This is a genomic window from Streptomyces sp. 8N706 (assembly GCF_052245415.1).
Lineage (GTDB): Bacteria > Actinomycetota > Actinomycetes > Streptomycetales > Streptomycetaceae > Streptomyces.
Window position 1 is genome coordinate 1 of sequence record NZ_JBQQBW010000137.1, and the last position, 15842, is coordinate 15842.

At 69.1% G+C, this 15842-nt stretch carries 14 protein-coding genes and 6 pseudogenes; 14 read left to right on the plus strand and 6 right to left on the minus strand.

What is annotated here, in order from left to right:
* A pseudogene (locus ACTWQE_RS30490) lies at positions 1-968 on the plus strand (telomere-associated protein Tap); the annotation flags it as partial.
* Positions 969-971: 3 nt separating this feature from the next.
* Entirely contained in the window at positions 972-1526 is a 555-nt protein-coding gene (gene tpg, locus ACTWQE_RS30495) for a telomere-protecting terminal protein Tpg (protein WP_443332320.1), read from the plus strand.
* Here the strand turns inward: tpg and ACTWQE_RS30500 are convergent.
* Complete coding sequence (locus ACTWQE_RS30500; protein WP_443332321.1) at positions 1523-2512, minus strand: GNAT family N-acetyltransferase; 990 nt, start codon at positions 2510-2512, stop codon at positions 1523-1525. The two genes, tpg and ACTWQE_RS30500, sit on opposite strands and share 4 nt — an antisense overlap.
* 384 nt (positions 2513-2896) lie before the next feature.
* Here ACTWQE_RS30500 and ACTWQE_RS30505 point away from each other — a divergent pair, with 384 nt between their 5' ends.
* The 4 genes from ACTWQE_RS30505 to ACTWQE_RS30520 all read left to right on the plus strand — a co-directional run bounded on the left by ACTWQE_RS30505 (position 2897) and on the right by ACTWQE_RS30520 (position 6106).
* Entirely contained in the window at positions 2897-3193 is a 297-nt protein-coding gene (locus ACTWQE_RS30505) for a DUF6247 family protein (RefSeq protein WP_443332322.1), read from the plus strand.
* A gap of 535 nt (positions 3194-3728) precedes the next feature.
* Entirely contained in the window at positions 3729-4172 is a 444-nt protein-coding gene (locus ACTWQE_RS30510; protein ID WP_443332323.1) for a hypothetical protein, read from the plus strand.
* Between the two features lie 285 nt (positions 4173-4457).
* On the plus strand, positions 4458-4895 hold the full coding sequence (locus ACTWQE_RS30515; RefSeq protein ID WP_443332324.1) for a hypothetical protein: 438 nt from the start codon (positions 4458-4460) through the stop codon (positions 4893-4895).
* Between the two features lie 578 nt (positions 4896-5473).
* Positions 5474-6106, plus strand: coding sequence for a LysE family transporter (locus ACTWQE_RS30520; protein ID WP_443332325.1), 633 nt, complete (start codon positions 5474-5476; stop codon positions 6104-6106).
* 36 nt (positions 6107-6142) lie between these two features.
* On the opposite strand, the gene ACTWQE_RS30525 is transcribed toward ACTWQE_RS30520, so the two are convergent.
* Together ACTWQE_RS30525 and ACTWQE_RS30530 are read right to left on the minus strand one after the other, a co-directional pair.
* Positions 6143-6313, minus strand: a complete 171-nt coding sequence (locus tag ACTWQE_RS30525; protein WP_443332326.1) for an ATP-binding protein — start codon at positions 6311-6313, stop codon at positions 6143-6145.
* A 22-nt stretch (positions 6314-6335) separates the two neighbouring features.
* Positions 6336-7078 (minus strand): annotated as a pseudogene (locus tag ACTWQE_RS30530) (IS5 family transposase); the annotation flags it as partial.
* 31 nt (positions 7079-7109) lie between these two features.
* Between ACTWQE_RS30530 and ACTWQE_RS30535 the strand changes: the two are divergent.
* The 4 genes and pseudogenes from ACTWQE_RS30535 to ACTWQE_RS30550 all read left to right on the plus strand — a co-directional run.
* Positions 7110-7561 (plus strand): annotated as a pseudogene (locus ACTWQE_RS30535) (IS701 family transposase); the annotation flags it as partial.
* Between the two features lie 237 nt (positions 7562-7798).
* Positions 7799-8140: an ArsR/SmtB family transcription factor gene (locus ACTWQE_RS30540; protein ID WP_443332327.1), complete on the plus strand. Its 342-nt coding sequence runs from the start codon at positions 7799-7801 to the stop codon at positions 8138-8140.
* 3 nt (positions 8141-8143) lie between these two features.
* Complete coding sequence (locus ACTWQE_RS30545) at positions 8144-8650, plus strand: SRPBCC family protein (RefSeq protein ID WP_351307769.1); 507 nt, start codon at positions 8144-8146, stop codon at positions 8648-8650.
* The gene (locus ACTWQE_RS30550) at positions 8650-9315 is read left to right on the plus strand and encodes a dihydrofolate reductase family protein (protein ID WP_443332328.1); all 666 of its coding nucleotides are present in this window, start codon (positions 8650-8652) and stop codon (positions 9313-9315) included. The genes ACTWQE_RS30545 and ACTWQE_RS30550 overlap by 1 nt, the downstream gene beginning before the upstream one ends.
* Positions 9316-9599: 284 nt before the next feature.
* On the opposite strand, the pseudogene ACTWQE_RS30555 reads toward ACTWQE_RS30550, so the two are convergent.
* Positions 9600-10825 (minus strand): annotated as a pseudogene (locus tag ACTWQE_RS30555) (IS701 family transposase).
* A gap of 336 nt (positions 10826-11161) precedes the next feature.
* On the opposite strand from ACTWQE_RS30555, the gene ACTWQE_RS30560 reads away from it, so the two are divergent.
* Both ACTWQE_RS30560 and ACTWQE_RS30565 read left to right on the plus strand, forming a co-directional pair.
* Positions 11162-11482, plus strand: coding sequence for a hypothetical protein (locus tag ACTWQE_RS30560; protein ID WP_443332332.1), 321 nt, complete (start codon positions 11162-11164; stop codon positions 11480-11482).
* Between the two features lie 146 nt (positions 11483-11628).
* Positions 11629-12939: pseudogene (locus ACTWQE_RS30565) on the plus strand (IS701 family transposase).
* Between the two features lie 256 nt (positions 12940-13195).
* On the opposite strand, the gene ACTWQE_RS30570 reads toward ACTWQE_RS30565, so the two are convergent.
* A complete protein-coding gene (locus ACTWQE_RS30570) occupies positions 13196-13330 on the minus strand; it encodes a hypothetical protein (protein ID WP_443332329.1) in 135 nt (44 codons plus the stop codon).
* A gap of 214 nt (positions 13331-13544) precedes the next feature.
* Positions 13545-14531 (minus strand): GlxA family transcriptional regulator, encoded by a 987-nt coding sequence (locus ACTWQE_RS30575; protein ID WP_443332330.1) that lies wholly within the window; start codon positions 14529-14531, stop codon positions 13545-13547.
* Between the two features lie 189 nt (positions 14532-14720).
* Between ACTWQE_RS30575 and ACTWQE_RS30580 the strand changes: the two genes are divergently transcribed.
* Both ACTWQE_RS30580 and ACTWQE_RS30585 read left to right on the plus strand, forming a co-directional pair.
* A complete protein-coding gene (locus ACTWQE_RS30580) occupies positions 14721-14939 on the plus strand; it encodes a hypothetical protein (RefSeq protein ID WP_443332331.1) in 219 nt (72 codons plus the stop codon).
* Between the two features lie 172 nt (positions 14940-15111).
* Positions 15112-15842: pseudogene (locus ACTWQE_RS30585) on the plus strand (hypothetical protein); the annotation flags it as partial.

A 15842-nucleotide genomic window follows, 5' to 3' on the forward strand; every position in this document is an offset into this window, starting at 1 on the left:
CCGGCGGCTTCCTCGATGAGGAGGCCTACCAGTGGGTGCGCGATCCGAAGCTTCTCTGCGATGAGGAGTGCCTGCTGCCCTTCGCGATCGGGCTGGACATCAACACTGCCTTCCTCGCGGCCGCGGCCCGCCTGGTCGTCGGCCTGTCCGGCCCCGAGTATGTCCAGCGGCCGGTGTTCGACAAGAAGATCCCCGGCTCTTGGTACGTGGACCTCTCCCACATCGAGCTGGACCCGCGCCTCCCGTCGCCGTTCACCCCGTCCGGGCAGCGTCCGGAGGGGCCGGCCTGGTACCAGACCCACACCGTGGCCTACGCCGCCGAGCTCGGCTACGACGTCCGGCCAGTCGATGCGTACCTGCGGCGGGAGACCGGCGCGTACCTCGATCCGTGGCACGACCGCCTCAAGGACGCCTACGTGCAGACGATGGCCGACCTCGGGGTCACCACGGACCTGGACGACCACGCCTTCCTCGCCGCGATGGAGCACCACAAGCAGGCCGACCCCGGGATGGCGGCCGTGCTCGCGGCGATCAAGTCCACGGTCAAGGGCGGTGTCGGCAAACTCCGGGAGCGTCCGCAGGGCCGTCACTACCGCGACGGTGAGCGCTGGCCGGCCCTGGAACGCCCCACCTGGCGCCCCGACATCCGGGCGGCGGTCATCTCCAAGGCCCGAGTGAACATGCACCGCAAGATGCTCAAGACCGCGGAGGCCACCGGCCAGTACCCGCTCGCGGTGCTCTCGGACTGCGTCGTCTACGCCTCGCCGGGCCCCAGCCCGCTTCACTTCCTGCCCTACACCACCTCCGGCAAGCCGCTGCCCGGATCCTTCCGCCTCGGTCCCACACCGGGCCTGTGCAAGGTCGAAGGGGTGCAGGGGATGGCGTGGGCGGTGGACCTGATGGAGCAGGGCTACAACCCCGCCCGCCACATCAAGGGCGGCGACGCCGTCATGGATGAAGGAGAGTAGCCCGTGACGGATATCCACGACGCCCTCCACCGCGCCGACCAGGAGGTCTTCACCCGCGAGCCACCCAAGGGCCTCCAGGCCCGCATCAACTTCCTGATCAAGCAGCTCAAGACCACCCGGGCCATCGCCCAGGAACTCGGGGTCACCCAGCGGTCGGTGGAGCGCTACCGCACCGGCGAGCGGAAGAAGCCGCCGAAGGCCATCGCGGACCGGATCGAGGCGGCCGTCCGCGCCCGCTGGCACCGCAGGTCCGCAAGCGCCGCCGGAAGCAGGCTGCCACCAGCACCGGCATCACCGTGGAGACCCGGGCCCGCTTCGGCTACACCGCCCCCATCGGCACCACCGACGACGGCCGCATCCGGACGGCTGACCGTCCACCTCCCCCCGGCCTACGCCGCCCGCCTCTTCGACGCCAGAGAACAGGGCGCCACCGACCAGCAGATGCGCACAATCGTCGCCGAAGGACTCCAGGAAATCTACTTCAAGGACGGCGGACGCCGCGCCACAGACCTCGAAGTCGAATTCACCGACATCGACTATGTCGACCTCTCCTTTTAGTCGGCGATCAGCACCCCGAGCACCCCGAGCCAGTGGGCCGCCACCAGCACGGGCAGCAGCGTCATGATCGCGCCGGTCGGGGAGACCTTCAGATAGGCGGAGCCGGGGTCGTCGGTGCGGCGATTCACTATCCGCTCGCCGCCGTGCCAGGCCATGTACTCCTCAAGCTCGATCACCGCCTTCTTGCGCGCCAGAAGGTACTGCCGACCGAACTTCAGCATCAGCGAGAAGCCCAGCGACACCCCGATGCCGATGATCGCGATGATCATCGCAAGCCCCTTGCCCAGGGTGCCTCCCGCGCCCTCTTTGCTGAGGCAGAAGGCGGTGGCGGCCGCGAGGCCCGCCGTGATGTAGAAGAAGTTGTTCAGCTTCTGCCAGTTGACGTTGTCCTCGTGCCTGTAGAGGTCCACCGCGATCCCATACTGCGCATGCAGCAGCGCCTCGCGCGGTTTGCGCCACACCCACACCACCCGGGGCAGCCCGTCCGGCGGGGTCAGCCTGGTCAGCTCCTGGAAGCCGAGCTTGTGGTGAAAGCGGGCGGACGCGTCGTTGGGCGGATCGTTGACCACGGCGGCAATCACGGGGCTGAGGTCCCACTGCTCGAGGACGTGGTAGTAGAGCATCGAGGCGACCCCGGTCCGCGCCGCCTCGCGGGCCACACAGATCTGCTTGATCACCAGGAAGTTGCCGAGCGCCGTCTTGATCCGGCGGTTCAGCCATTCGTCCGGCTCAACCCTGTCGGAGCTGTAGGCCAGCACGAACGCCAGCACCTGCCCGCCCTTGACCGCCACATAAAAGTGCTCGGCGGTCTCCAGCCGGGCGTGGTAGTCGGCCTCGGTGTACGCCGAGACCAGGAAGCCCCCCTCCACCGAGCCCTGGGCGCCGTCCGGCCCGTTCAGGCTCCGTGACTCGGCGAGGCGGGCGATCTGCTCAACGTGCTCGTCGCCCGCCCGTAAGATCTCCACCCGCAGCCGCACACCGGCCATCCCCGATCCCCCTCTTCTCGGCGCGCCGAACCTACCGTGGGAGCCGTCCGCCGCGCCCACCGTGCGGGAGTCGACTGACGCGACGTCATTCTTACCCCCCACCCCCGTGAGTGGAACGACCTGCCTCCCGCATTTATCCCCTGTTTGGACGGTGACAGCGGAGTGGAGAGCGGACCACATCGGGCAGCCCTCGCGACCCCCTCCGCCTCGATCAGGTGACTTGCCGCGAACCACTCCCGATCACAATGGCTGATGATCAGCGTGGCCAACTGAAGTGCTCAGTGTGCGACACGAGGTCGCACCAGGGAAGTAAGGACACCCGCTTAAGGAAAGCGATCACCGCATGCCCACTTCCACCGCCCAACGGCCCGCCTGGAGGAGCCCATGAGCGCCCAACCCGAGTACGCGCCCGCCCCGCCGCCCGCCCCCGCTCCAGCCGCAGCTGCTCGCGCGCATCCGCGCCGACCGGCGTGCCGAGCAGTGGGGGCCGGCCTTCGAGGGGACTGGGCCAAGGCCCTGGAGGACTCCCGTCACAGCTATAGCCTCGCCCCGCTTCACGACGTCGTCCGCACTTGGCAGGCCCGCCTCGCCGCTGCCCCGGCCGTCGACGCTTTCCTCGCCTCGGGCATGGACGACTCCGACGGGATCGCCCTGGAGGATGTGCTCGGGCCCCGCCCGTGAGCGACGCGGCCTGGCAGGCGCGGCTGTCTCCGCAGGCCCTGACTGCGGTCGATGACCTGCCCGAGCACGCCCGGGAGATGCTCCGCGACGTGCTGGACATCGCCTCGCGCGATCCGTGGAGCTTACGGCCTTCAACAACCGGGATCCTGAGGGTGAGGACGTGCGCTCTGCCTCGGTCGGACAGCTCACCACCGTCTACTGGATCAACCGGACGCCGGCCGCCTGTACGTCATCGACCACGCGGTGGCGGAACTGCCAGGCGTGTGTGCTGGACGAGGCCGAGGATGTCGCCGTGGGGAGCCTACGTGCGGACCTCAGGGAGGTAGGCTTCTAGTCAGTGGGGGACATGGCGGCCCCGGCCCGTGTGCAGAAACCGGCGGCCACGCGCTCGGGATCGATCACGTATTTCTGCCATGGCAGTGCTCGCCTACCGCGTACACGGCGCCGTCGTCCGGGCTGAACATCACGGACACCTAGGCTCGCGCTCGCGCCGCACGATGTGGATGTTGCGGTGGACTTCCGCCGGGATGAGCGGATGAACCAGCGCCTGGTTTCTTGCTTGTTCTCCGGCCGCAACCCCTACTCGGAGCTGCGGCAGGCGCTGGTGGGGCGCAGGCGCGGCATCCAGTTCCAGTTCGAGACCTCCGAGCGTCAGCAGCTGGAAGCTGAGGGCGTGCCGATGCTCCGCGTGTGGCAGCGCGGCGAGACCCTGCAGCAGGCCCTGGACGTGCTGCACGGCATCAAGGAGGACCCGGACGCCGGACGGGCCGCGCGCGACATGATCGAAGAGTTCGAGGGCCTGGAACACGCGATTCCCCGCCCGGTCCGCCAGGAACTGATCACCTGGCGGGACGCGGGCCGCTCACCATCACCCGTCTCACCCTTCCCGACTCCCCTGCCGAGCCCGCTACCCGTGAGATGGCCTGGGCGATCGAGCGTCGGTGGGTGGCGCACAGTCCGCTGCGCCGCGCCGCCCTGACGGCCCTGGAGTACCTGCAGCACCGCGGTGCCGCGGTGCCGACCTCAGCGATGTAGATCTGGCCGGCTACCGGCTGTCCACCCCCGCCCGCATGGCCGGCACCCTGCTCGAGCCCCGCTGGTGGGGCAACTGGAAGTGGCGTTGCTACCAGTCCATCCCAGTACGCGCTCGCCGACGGCGAAGGCTGGCTCGAAGTCCTGGCCCCCACCCGCACCCGGCCCCTGCACGCCCCGCTGTTCACCCCCGTGCCCATGAATCGGGCCGAACGGTGAGGATCACTTGCTCATGGCCTTCTACGACATGACCCACCGCGAGCGCATCGTCTTCATCCGCGCCCTGGACGCCATCGTCGCGCTGATGAACCAGCCGCTGACCGACGCCTCCCGACGGGCCATCATCCGGCTGCTGGCCGCCTTATTCGATGCCGGCCCCGCGGGCACCGGCGACACCGCCAGCGAACTCGAATGGGCCGCCGAAGCGGCCCGCGACCTCCGCCTCCCGGACCGTGCCGCACCCGACCAGGCCCGGCAGTGGGTCCACGCCGCATACGAGTACCACGTGCGCACCACCGAAATGCTCGCCGAATGGCCCGAGAAACACCCGTGCTGGAAGCTCCACACCCTGGGTGTCTTCGACAGGGTGAACTGGAGCCACTGGGGCAGCAAGCTTGAGAGCCGCGTTGCTCCGTCCGTGACGGGGATGGACAACGACGCAAGTCCATGATCGGCAGCGAGATTGAGAGCCACCCCCATCGAGTGAGATCTAGCGGTGGTGGGGCAGGGGGCCGGAGTGTCTGTGTGAATGATCCGGACAGGGAGCGATAACTTGTCGATCCCGCGTCCTCTTGGTCCGCGTCCCTGACAGGCGCGGGTCGGAAGGACCCGGCTCCGTTGTGCGATGCTCCCGGCCGGTGGACGGAGATAGGCCGACGCCTGGGCCTGACGGATGCCGGGGTCATGTTCGGCTCGTGGCCTTGCTGATGACGCTCCTTGGGTCGCCACCACCGCTCACATCGTTCCGCAGACCTGCCCGCCTTGGTCCCCAGCGGGCGCTGACCTGTGGGGGCATCGGTGGTTCGGACCCAGTGCAGTGGGAGGCAGGGTTCTGTCTCCGCGGCTTGAAGGACCGCAGGCCACTTCCGACGATGTCACTCTCGAAAATGAGTTGTCCGGGCAGCCGCGATGCCCCCAAGATCTGCCCATGACCACGACTATCGCCTTTCTGCCGCTGCCCTCCACCGTCCGACCGGTGCGAGTCCAGCAGCAGCCCGGCCGACTGCGAAGGCCGACGCTCGCGCACTCGTGATCGCCGCCCTGGTCGCGGGCCTCCTCGCCGGCTACGGCATCGCCGTGCCCGTGGGAGCTGTGGCGACATATCTGGTGGCTCTGACAGCCCGGACGTCTCTGAAGATCGGTGCTTGTGCCGCACTGGGTGTCGCAACCGCCGACGGCCTCTATGCGCTGATCGCCGTGCTTGGAGGCTCCGCCCTCGTCCCCGCAATCGAACCGGTCGTGGTTCCCCTGCGGTGGGTCTCGGCCTTGGTGCTCATCGCACTGGCGGCCCGCAGCGGCGTCACGGCGATCAGCCAGTACCGCACTCGAGAGGCGACAGCCCGGACCGACGAGGTTCCCCTCAGTCCCGCACGGGCCTATATGGGGCTGCTGGGGATCACAATGATGAACCCCATGACCGTGATCTACTTCGCGGCGCTCGTGCTCGGCAGCCAGAGCACAGCGGCTCCAGACCGCCTGGAACAGGCCGTGTTCGTCCTCGCGGCCTTCGCAGCATCCGCCAGCTGGCAGTTGCTTCTCGCCGGTGGCGGAGCACTGCTCGGCCGAACTCTGACCGGCAGTCGAGGCCGGCTCGTCACCGCCCTAGCTTCCAGCGCCCTGATCGCCGCACTCGCCGCTCGCCTGCTCACCTCAGCGCCATGACCAAGTCCCGCTTTGTGTGAACGCCGAGGAGATCGATCACCGGGCGGTCTTGGCCCGGCGATCGGCCTCGGTGGCCTGGTAGCGGTAGGAATCAGTGCTGGTCTGGATCAGCGTGCAGCGGAAGGTGATCCGGTCGGCGATGGCCGCGCAGAGCCTCGGGTCGGCAAAGATCTTGTCCCATTCGGCAAACGGCGAGTTGGTGGCCACCGCAGTCGCCCTGCACTCCTCGCGCTCGGCGTTCGTAGCGGCGGTGCAGGCGTCGGCAGCCGGCGAGCCAGGACACGGTCCTCTCCACGACCCAGCGGTGGCGGCCGAGTCGCTGTGAGGACTCGATGTCCTTGTGGGCGATGCGGTGGCGGATGCCGCGCTTGCTGAGCCATCGGCGCAGGTGATCGTAGTCGTAGCCCTTGTCGGCATGCAGTTTCGCCGGCCGTCGACGGCGCGGGCCCGCGGCGGGAACGGATGGGCGGATACCGCGCACGAGTGGTTCAAGACCCTGGCTGTCGTGCAGGTTCGCCCCGGAGATGCCCAACGACAGCGGCAGTCCGTTCCGGTCGGTGATCAGATGGATCTTCGATCCCAATGTGCCACGGTCGGTCGGATTCGGTCCCGTCAGTGGCCCCCTTTTGCAGCCCGCAGGCTGACGGAGTCGATCGCGCACCGCGACCGGTCCGACTCACCCCGGGCACCGAGTTCATCGAGGATGACGCGGTGGAGCCGGGCCCACACCCGGTCCCGGCTCCACCGCGCGAATCGCCGGTAGACCGTCTGCCAGGCCGGGCCGAACACCGGCGGGAGCTGCCGCTACGCACAACCCGAGGTGGCCACGAAGACGATCGCCGCCAGAGCCTCGCGGTCACCGGCCCGCCGCCGGCCCCCGCCCTGCGGACGCCTCACCTCCGTCGGAGGCACCACCCGCCGGAACAACACCCACAACTCCTCCGGCACCAACCGCTCAACCAGATCCGTCATGCACTGCTCAACGCCATAAGAAACGGTGTCTAAGCACCGGTGCGGGCCGCGCGGGCAAAACGCCCGCACCATCTCCGCGCTACTACCCGAGCACGCCTGGGAGATCCGCTCGGCCGGCGACGGCGCCCACGATCTACGCGAGTACGCCTGGGCACTGGTCCCGCTCCGGACGCGCCCGAGCACGCCGACGGCTTCGACGACGCGCTGCTGATCCGCCGGTCGCTGACCGACGGCGAACGGGCCTATTACCTGGTCCACGCGCCCGCCGGCACCACCCTCGCCGAGACCGTCCGGGCCGCCGGCGCCCGCTGGGCCATCGAGGAATGCTTCCAAGCCGCGAAGAACGAGGCCGGCCTGGACCACTACCAGGGCCGTCGTTACCCGGCCTGGTACCGGCACATCACCCTGGCCATGGCCGCCGCCGCCAACCTCACCGCGGTCCGCGTCACCACGGCCGAAAAGGGGGACGCCCCCGCGACCTGATCCGACTGAGCGTGAACGAATCCGGCGTCTGCTGGGCAAGTTCGCGCACATCGTCCGGCACACAACCGAACACGTCCTGCAATGGTCACGCTGGAGACGCCGCCACCAGCGCCGAGCCCGACTCAGCCACTACCGACGCCGCGGCCACCGACCCCCGTAACCGCAATCGTCATCCGACAAGACTCGCCCGATTCCCAACGGCTTGACGTATTCCGATATAGGAATATGATGCTTGCCATGGCACGAGCAGCGACGACGTCGGACACGTTCAACGCGATCGCCGAGCCGCAGCGCCGGGACATCCTGGCGCTGCTGCGGGCGGGTGAGCGGCCGGTGACCGACCTGGCCCAGGAGCTGGGGATGAGCCAGCCGCGGGCGTCCAAGCACCTGCGGGTGCTCCGGGAGGTGGGGCTGGTGCGGGTCCGCGGGGCGGGCAAGCAGCGCCTCTACGGCCTGGACGCCCGCGGGCTGCGGCCGGTCCACGAATGGGTCGGCGGATTCGAGCGGTTCTGGAACGAGAGTTTCGACCGGCTGGACACCTACGTGCAGGACCTCAAACAGACACGGCAGGAGGAATGACCGATGGCAGGGGCAAGGCAAGAAACGCGGGCGGAGCCGGCGACGGCCGACCGGGAGATCGTGATCTCCAGGGTCATCGACGCCCCGCGGGAGCTCGTGTTCGAGGCGTTCACCGAGGTCCGGCACCTGTCGCGGTGGTGGGGTCCGGAGGGGTTCACCACCACCACGCGGTCCTTCGAGTTCCGCGAGGGCGGGGAGTGGGACTTCGTGCTGCACGGGCCGGACGGGACCGACTACTCCGAGTGGATCCGCTGGCTGCGGATCGCCCCGCCGGAGCGGATAGCGCTGCTGCACGGTGAGTCCCGCGACGATCCGAACGCCTTCGAGTCGGTCCTGACCTTCGCGCCGGACGGCGCGGCGACCCGGATCGTGATGCGCACGGTGTTCCCCACCAAGGAACTGCGCGACGAGGCGGTCGAGAAGTATCACGCGATCGAGGGCGGCCAGCAGACCCTGAGCAGCCTGGCGGCCTACGTCACCGACCTCGCGCGGAAGGGGGCGGAGGGCTGATGGCCGGGAAGGTGTTCTTCAGCGTGACGATGTCGCTGGACGGCTTCATCGCGCCCGAGTCCGTGCCCGTTGACGACTTCTTCGCGCCCGATAAGCAGGACGACCCGGACGTTGAGCGCTGGATGGCGCAGTGGACGGAGCTGCAGCAGTGGCTGTTCCCGCTGCGGTTCATCCGGGAGAACCTGAAGCTGGGCGAGGGCGGCGAAGAGGGCCGCGACAACGACGTCGCGCGGGAGACGTTCGAGCGCACCGGCGCGAGCGTCATGGGCAAGCGCATGTTCGACCTCGGCGAGCAGGCATGGCCGGAGGAGGCGCCCTTCCACACCCCGGTCTTCGTCGTGACGCACACCAAGCGTGACCCGTGGGAGCGGCCCGGCGGCACCACGTTCCACTTCGTCAACGACGGCATCGAGCACGCCCTCGACCAGGCCCGCGCGGCCGCCGGCGACCGCGACGTCCGCATCGCCGGCGGCGGCGCGACGATCCTGGAGCACCTGAACGCCGGCCTGGTCGACGAATTCTCGATCACGCTGTCACCGGTGCTTTTCGGTGCCGGCACCCGCCTGTTCGACGGCGTGGACGCGTCCAGGGCCGCGCTGGAGCCGGTCCGTTCGGAGCCGTCGTCGCGGGTGACGCACCTGACCTACGCCGTGCACCCACGGTAGCCGCGCCACCACTCCACCCTAGCGACCCGAGCACTCACGGCGCACACGCTTGAATCAGCAGGCCACCACGGCCAACTGCGAATAGCCCGTAACTGCGGCTGCAGTACTAATACTCCAGCAGCGTTTTGCTATCTGGGCTAGTCGAAGGGGTCGTCAGGGTATGTAGTGGCCTGATCCGGGATCGGGGGCGGTCTGGCCGGAGCGCCCCTCCAAGGAGTGGAGTCGTCGCTGGTAGTGGCAGTGGCGGGAGACGGCCTGGTGTCTGCGGCGTCAGTGCGACCAGTTCAGAGCGTGCGCGCGAAGCGACCGGCAGACTTGGCGGTTCGGGCCGAGGCGAAGCACCAGGAGGCGGCGGATTTCTGCCACAGTGAGCGGAGCCAGGGTGCCGGAAGCGTTTCTGCGGCCCCCTTTGCCGCCGCGTCGGCTGCCATGGCCGCGAGGTAGGCGTGGGCGAGCATGGCCAGGGTGATGTGCCGGTACCAGCCGACATAGCGTCGGACCTCGTACTGGTCCAGGCCGCACTCGTTCTTCGCCGCCTGGAAGCACTCCTCGATCTGCCGGCGCATTCCGGCGATCCGGACCAGGTCGGCCGCTGTGGTCTCCCGCGGTGCGTAGGCGAGGAAGTAGGCGATCTCCTCGGGCTTGCTGATGCTGCGGCGGGCCAGTGCCCACCGCCGACGCACAGGGGTCTCGCCCTGGTAGTCGAACTCGGCCACCGTGGGCAGCTCCAGCGCCGCCCAGTGGTAGAGCCTCGGTCCCTTGGCACCGTCACCGCATGAGACTGGCTCCCATGCCTCGCCGGGGGCCTGGGCAAACAGGTAGTCGATACGCGGGCCGAAGACCTGCTGGGACTTGGGCACCGCGAGCACGTAGCCCAAGCCGGACTGCTCCAGCATGCGGCGGGAGCGCCCCTCCTGTCCGTAGGCGGCGTCCGCAGCCACCCAGGCGAGGGGGAGATCGGAGGCCAGGTCGCGCAGCACCAGGCGCTTGGCCAGCTCTCCCTTGGTGGCGAAGGCTCGTTCGTCGGGGACCTTCGCCGCCCGGCAGCGCTCACGATCGTCCGTCCAGGACTTGGGCAGGTAGAGCTCCCGGTCCACCAAGGCTCGACCGCGGGTGGTGGCGTAGGCGGCGAAGACGCCGATCTGGCAGTTCTCGGTGCGGCCTGCGGTACCGGAGTACTGCCGCTGCACCCCGGCGGAGGTAGTGCCCTTCTTGACGAAGCCGGTGTCATCGATGACGAGCACCCCGCTGTCTTCGCCGAGGCGCTCGGCCATGAAGGCCTGGAGATCGTCGCGGACGTCGTCGGCTTCCCAGTTCGCCCCGTTCAGCAGCCGCTGGAGGCCGTCGGAGGTGCGGTGTCCGGCGAACTCGGCCAGCTGCCAGCCGTTTTTACGGCCGACAGGGCGAGAGGACCCCGCACGTAATCCCGCATCCGGCGCCGCAGGTCCGCAGGGCCGAAGCAGTGGCCGATGCGCAGGAAGAGGGCGTCGAGTTCCCGTTCCCAGTTCACGTCCGCATGTTCGTCGATCACGCTGGGAGGCTGTCCGCACCGAAGCCACTCGGCCACGTCTCGACCCACTCCTTGGAGGGGCGGTCCGGCCGGACCGCCCCCGATCCCGGATCAGGCCACTACACTCCTGACGACCCCTTCGACCAGCCCAGATAGCAAAACGCTGCTGGAGTATCAGTACTCCAGTCTGACTTCGCGACCTTGTCGGGGGTGTAGCGCCTCAGTTGGCGGTAAGTCTGGTGCTGCACGTATATCGCGTTGTGGGTCCAGGGGCGCCGCCATAAGGTCACCGGCATGTCTTTACGTCTTCGTATGCGTCAAGCACTGCCGGAAGCGATGCGCGCCCGTGACAAGGCCGCGGTGAGCGCCCTGCGCGCAACACTTGCTGCGCTGGACAACGCTGAGGCGGTGCCCGTGGACGAAGCTGAGCTCCGCGGCTTGGCCCTTGAGCAGTCGCCGGTTGGTGTCGGCGCCACCGAAGCAGCGCGGCGTGAGCTGAGCGAGCGCAGTGTGGTGGATGTCGTGCGCGCCGAGGCCGCCGAGCGACTGGAGGTTGCAGCGCAGTTGACTGCGCCCGCGCACGCTGACCGAGCCGCGCAGCTCCGCGCGGAGGCCGCCGTGCTGCTTCGCTTCCTCGACGGTCCCGGCACCGCATAGGAAACGGCGTCGCATCGCACCCGAAGCGACGCAGGAGAAGGCTGGGAATAGGTACGGCCACCGCGTGATTATCGGGGGTTGTGTGGACTCCCGAAGATCGTGCGGTGGCCGCGGGCCATAGCGTAGACCCTGTCCATTGGCGGGCGATGTTCGACCAGCTCATGGCCCGGATCGCGGGCCGGTTCGGGCGGGTTGAGCCCCGGGCAACCGCCCGCGCGTACCTGCTCGGGCTGGTGTCGGGTCTCGAGCGCAAGAACTGCTGGCGGCTGGCCGAGCAGGCCGGCCAGGCCCGGCCCGGGCCGGGCCGATGCAGCGTCTGCTGCGCTACGCCCGCTGGGACGCGGATGCCGTCCGGGACGACATCCGCACCTACGCCGTCGAACACCTCGGGGCCGACGGCGGTGTTCTCATCGTCGACGAGACCGGCTTTGTGAAGAAGGGCCAGGCCTCGGCAGGGGTGCAGCGCCAGTACACCGGCACCGCAGGACGCATCGAGAACAGCCAGGTCGGCGTGTTCCTCGCCTACGCCACCGAGCGGGGACGGATGCTGATGGCCCGTCGGCTCTACCTGCCCGAGCATTCCTGGTGCTCCGATCCCGAGCGCCGCCACACTGCCGGAATACCCGACGAAGTGCAGTTCGCGACAGCCCCGGCCGGCTGCGGAGATGATCGCCGCCGCGCTGGACGCCGAAGTCACCGCATCCTGGGTGACCGGCGACGAAGCCTACGGGCAGGACCCGCACCTACGCGCCCGCCTGGAGGCAACCGGTATCGGCTACGTCCTGACCGTGGCCTGCTCCACCAGAGTGCGGATCAACCACGGCCGCACTCCCATCCGTGCGGACACCCTCGCCGGCCGACTCCCCAGGGCCGCCTGGCAGCGGCACAGCGCCGGCAGCGGTGCAAAAAGGCCCGCGCTATGACGACTGGGCCTGGGTGCCGATGTGCAGCGACAGCCACCGCCACCTGCTCATCCGCCGTAACCGGACCACTGGTGAACTCGCCTTCTACCTGTGCTGGTCACCCACCAAGGTGCCCCTGTCGGGGCTGGTCCGCGTCGCCGGCGTCCGCTGGAGCATTGAGGAGTGCTTCCAGGCCGCCAAGGCCAGGTCGGCCTCGACCACTACCAGGTCAGGCACTGGACCTCATGGCACCGCCACATCACGCTCGCCATGCTCGCCCTGGCCTTCCTGGCCGCCGTCGCGGCCAGCGCGGGCCCCGACCGGGCCGCCAATCCATCATCCCGCCCGCAGTCGCGACCCCATCACGTTGACCGTTCCGGAAATCCGCCACCTGCTCACCGCCGTCCTCATTCCACCGGCCGTGTCCGTGGCCAGGTTGCTGCACTGGTCCAACTGGCGCAGACGTCACCAGGCAACAGCCCGACGCAGCCACTACCGACGACGGTCTGCCGACGAACCCACTGGATAGATCACGAAACCGCACTGGAGGACTAGAAGGGCGCGACGTCGGCGAGCCCAGCGACATCGTCTTCGCAGCGCCGGCATCCATGGTGAACCCCATCAACGGGTTTCCTACGCGGCCGTGCCCACGAGACGGCACCGCGTCGCCGCAACCCGAGCACGTACAAGCCAGCATGCGGCCCCACCCGGCCCGAGCCAGCGACTGACAGGGAGAGCCGGGCGGCAACCGGGGAGGGCGAAGCTGAGTAGCGTCCGGCTCGGCAGGAGACGGGGCACCCGCGAGCCGCGGCTACGGGGCAGGGGCGATGTTGACCGTGGTGCCCGGGCACTGGGCGACCAGCCGGGCCAGCGTGGCGTGCTCGGCGGCGTCGACGCTCAGGCTCAGCGGAGTTTCGTGGCTGTCCAGTCCGCGGTGTAGGTGCACTGGCCGTCCTGCGCCGGCGGTAGCCAGTCGGTGGGGTGTCCCCTACACCTGCGGCAACACGGGGCAGATCTTCCGCTTCGATCCGATTCCCCCACCGAGCGCCGTGCCCTCCATCAGCAGCGACTGAGAGCCCCTGGAGCCCCGCAGCCGTGGCGGCGGAGCGGCAGCCCAGCGAGCGGGTGAGTGGTGGGAAGGCAAGGACGGCGCCAGGCCCTCACGCCCCCGGCCGGGTCCCGGGTGCTCGGCGGCGCAGTCGGCCGGGAGTGGTGTCGTGGCGACGGCGTAGCAGGGTGGTGAGGGTGGTGGCGTTGTGGTAACCGACGCGCCGGGCAACGGCGTCCGTCGACAGCTCGGTGGTGCGCAACAGATGGACGGCCTGCTCCAGCCGGATCTCCTGGGCGAATTGCAGAGGAGAGATGCCGAGCGCCCGGTCGACGGCGCGTTGCAGGGTGCGCTCGCTGCTCCCCACGGCGCGTGCGGCTTCGGCGATGCGCAGCGGCTGGTCGAGGTGGGTACGCAGCCAGCGCTCGAAGGCACTGACGATGGGGTCCGTGCGCGCCAGATGGCTGGGGATCGCGTAACTGGACTGGGTGGGACGGGCGTCGATGACCAGATAGCGGGCGGTCAACTCGGCGAGGGCCGGGCTGCGCTGCCGGACCAGCGCGAGGGCCAGATCGAGATGGGCGAAGGCGGCTCCCGCGGTCGTGACGCCCTCGACGTGGGTCAGCATGTGCGTCTCGTCCAGCTCAACCCGTGGATAGCGGCGGCGGAAGTGGGGCCCGAGCCACCAACTGGTCGTTGCCCGCAGGCCGTCCAGGATGCCGCTCTCCGCCAGGAGGAAGGTGCCGGTGCAGGCCGCGGCGAGGGGCACACGCTCGAGGCGGTAGCGGCACAGCAGATCGCGCGAGGGCTGCTGCGCATCGGCTGTCACCCACTCCAGCAGTGGCCCCGGCTGCTTATGCGTGATACCGGGCACGACCAGCACATCCGGGGCGGCCACGGAGTGGGCCGGGGTCGTTTCGAGGACAAGTCCAGCCCCCGTGCGCACCGAGCCCCCGCAGACCCCCACACAGGTGACCTCCCAAGGCGGCGGAGGCTGCTCCAGTTCGTCACGCAGTTCATTGGCCGTTTGCAGGACGTCGAGTACGGACGTGAGCCCGGAGTCGAACACGTCGTCCACGACCAGCACCGAGACCTTCATGGCGGAAACGCTAGCGGATCTGTCGCATCCGCCACTGGGGTGCAACAGCTGACGCTCTCTAGGTTGAACACATCCCGACGACATGAAGGAGTTCGGTTCCCATGACCACCCTTGGCCTGCTGGCCCGTATCGAAGCCAAGCCCGAATACGCCCGGGAGGTCCACGACCTGCTCACCGGCGCCCTGTCCCTTGCGGAAGAAGAGGAGGGCACCGTGGTCTGGTTCGCCCTCCAGCTCGGCCCCACCACCTTCGGCAGCCTTCGGCACGGAGGAGGCCCGTCGTGCCCACCTCGAGGGCAAGATCGCCAAGGCGCTCCTCTCCCAGGGCGCGCGCCTCCTCTCCGAGGCCCCGGACATCCGACCGGTGGACGTGCTCGCGGCGAAGCTCCCGGACGCCGCTCACGTCTGACAGGCAAGGCCCCGGGGACCTGGTTGGGCCTTCTGAGCCATCGTCTGCGGTCCCCGTCGTCCAGCGACGCTCGGACGGCGGCGGGCTCTGCGGCGCGGTCGCCGCCCCACTCACCTAAGACGCGATGTGTCGCGCAAACAGTGGATAAGTCCGCGAGAGAGGAACACCCGACGTGGCAACCCACAACTCCCGTCGTCGGCATGCCCGGCCCCGCTGGGCGGCCCGGATCAGTCGCCCCGGGGCGCAGCTCGCAGCAGTCCCCTTACTTGCGATTGCCGCGCTGGGCATATCAGCCGCTTCCGCCAGTGCGGCCGACGACTCGAACGCTTCCGCACAGTCCACTACCGGTGCTTTCGAAAACGACCAGACGGCTTCCGGTCCGGATTCTGAAGACATCTCCCCCTACCTTTCGGAGGCGGATGACGCAGACGGCTCCCGTGCCGAGGATACGGAGGACGCCGAGGATACGGAGGACCTGCAGGACGCCGAGGACGCCGGGGAAGCGGCTGACGAGGGAGAGACTGACGAGGGAGACCAGGACTCGGACACCGACGAATCCCACCCCCAGGCCGACGAGCCCGCGGAGGAAGGCTCCGGCGAGACGGGCGACCTCGACGTAGACAGTCCCGACCAGAGCGGCACGCAGGATGAGGACGCCGAGGACAGCAGCACCGGCCGGTACGCCGACGGGGAGGACTACGCCGAGCAGGATCAGGATTCCGGCGCGGGGGACGGCTGGCAGGCTCCTGATGACGGTGAGGGTGACCCACGTGGAGAGGAACCGGGGTCCGATGACGCGGCGAGCACGGGGCAGAGCGACGCTGAGGAGGCTGACAACTCGGCTGATGCGCCCTCCAGTGATGATGCGGACCAAAGCGACCGTGCTGGGCAGGAGTCGGGCTC

Coding starts and splice junctions, on each gene's coding strand:
- ACTWQE_RS30560 (WP_443332332.1), top strand. CDS start 11,162: ATGCGCGCCCGTGACAAGGCCGCGGTGAGCGCCCTGCGCGCAACACTT.
- ACTWQE_RS30510 (WP_443332323.1), top strand. CDS start 3,729: ATGAACCAGCGCCTGGTTTCTTGCTTGTTCTCCGGCCGCAACCCCTAC.
- ACTWQE_RS30500 (WP_443332321.1), bottom strand. CDS start 2,512: ATGGCCGGTGTGCGGCTGCGGGTGGAGATCTTACGGGCGGGCGACGAG.
- ACTWQE_RS30515 (WP_443332324.1), top strand. CDS start 4,458: ATGGCCTTCTACGACATGACCCACCGCGAGCGCATCGTCTTCATCCGC.
- ACTWQE_RS30540 (WP_443332327.1), top strand. CDS start 7,799: ATGGCACGAGCAGCGACGACGTCGGACACGTTCAACGCGATCGCCGAG.
- ACTWQE_RS30545 (WP_351307769.1), top strand. CDS start 8,144: ATGGCAGGGGCAAGGCAAGAAACGCGGGCGGAGCCGGCGACGGCCGAC.
- ACTWQE_RS30575 (WP_443332330.1), bottom strand. CDS start 14,531: ATGAAGGTCTCGGTGCTGGTCGTGGACGACGTGTTCGACTCCGGGCTC.
- ACTWQE_RS30505 (WP_443332322.1), top strand. CDS start 2,897: ATGAGCGCCCAACCCGAGTACGCGCCCGCCCCGCCGCCCGCCCCCGCT.
- ACTWQE_RS30550 (WP_443332328.1), top strand. CDS start 8,650: ATGGCCGGGAAGGTGTTCTTCAGCGTGACGATGTCGCTGGACGGCTTC.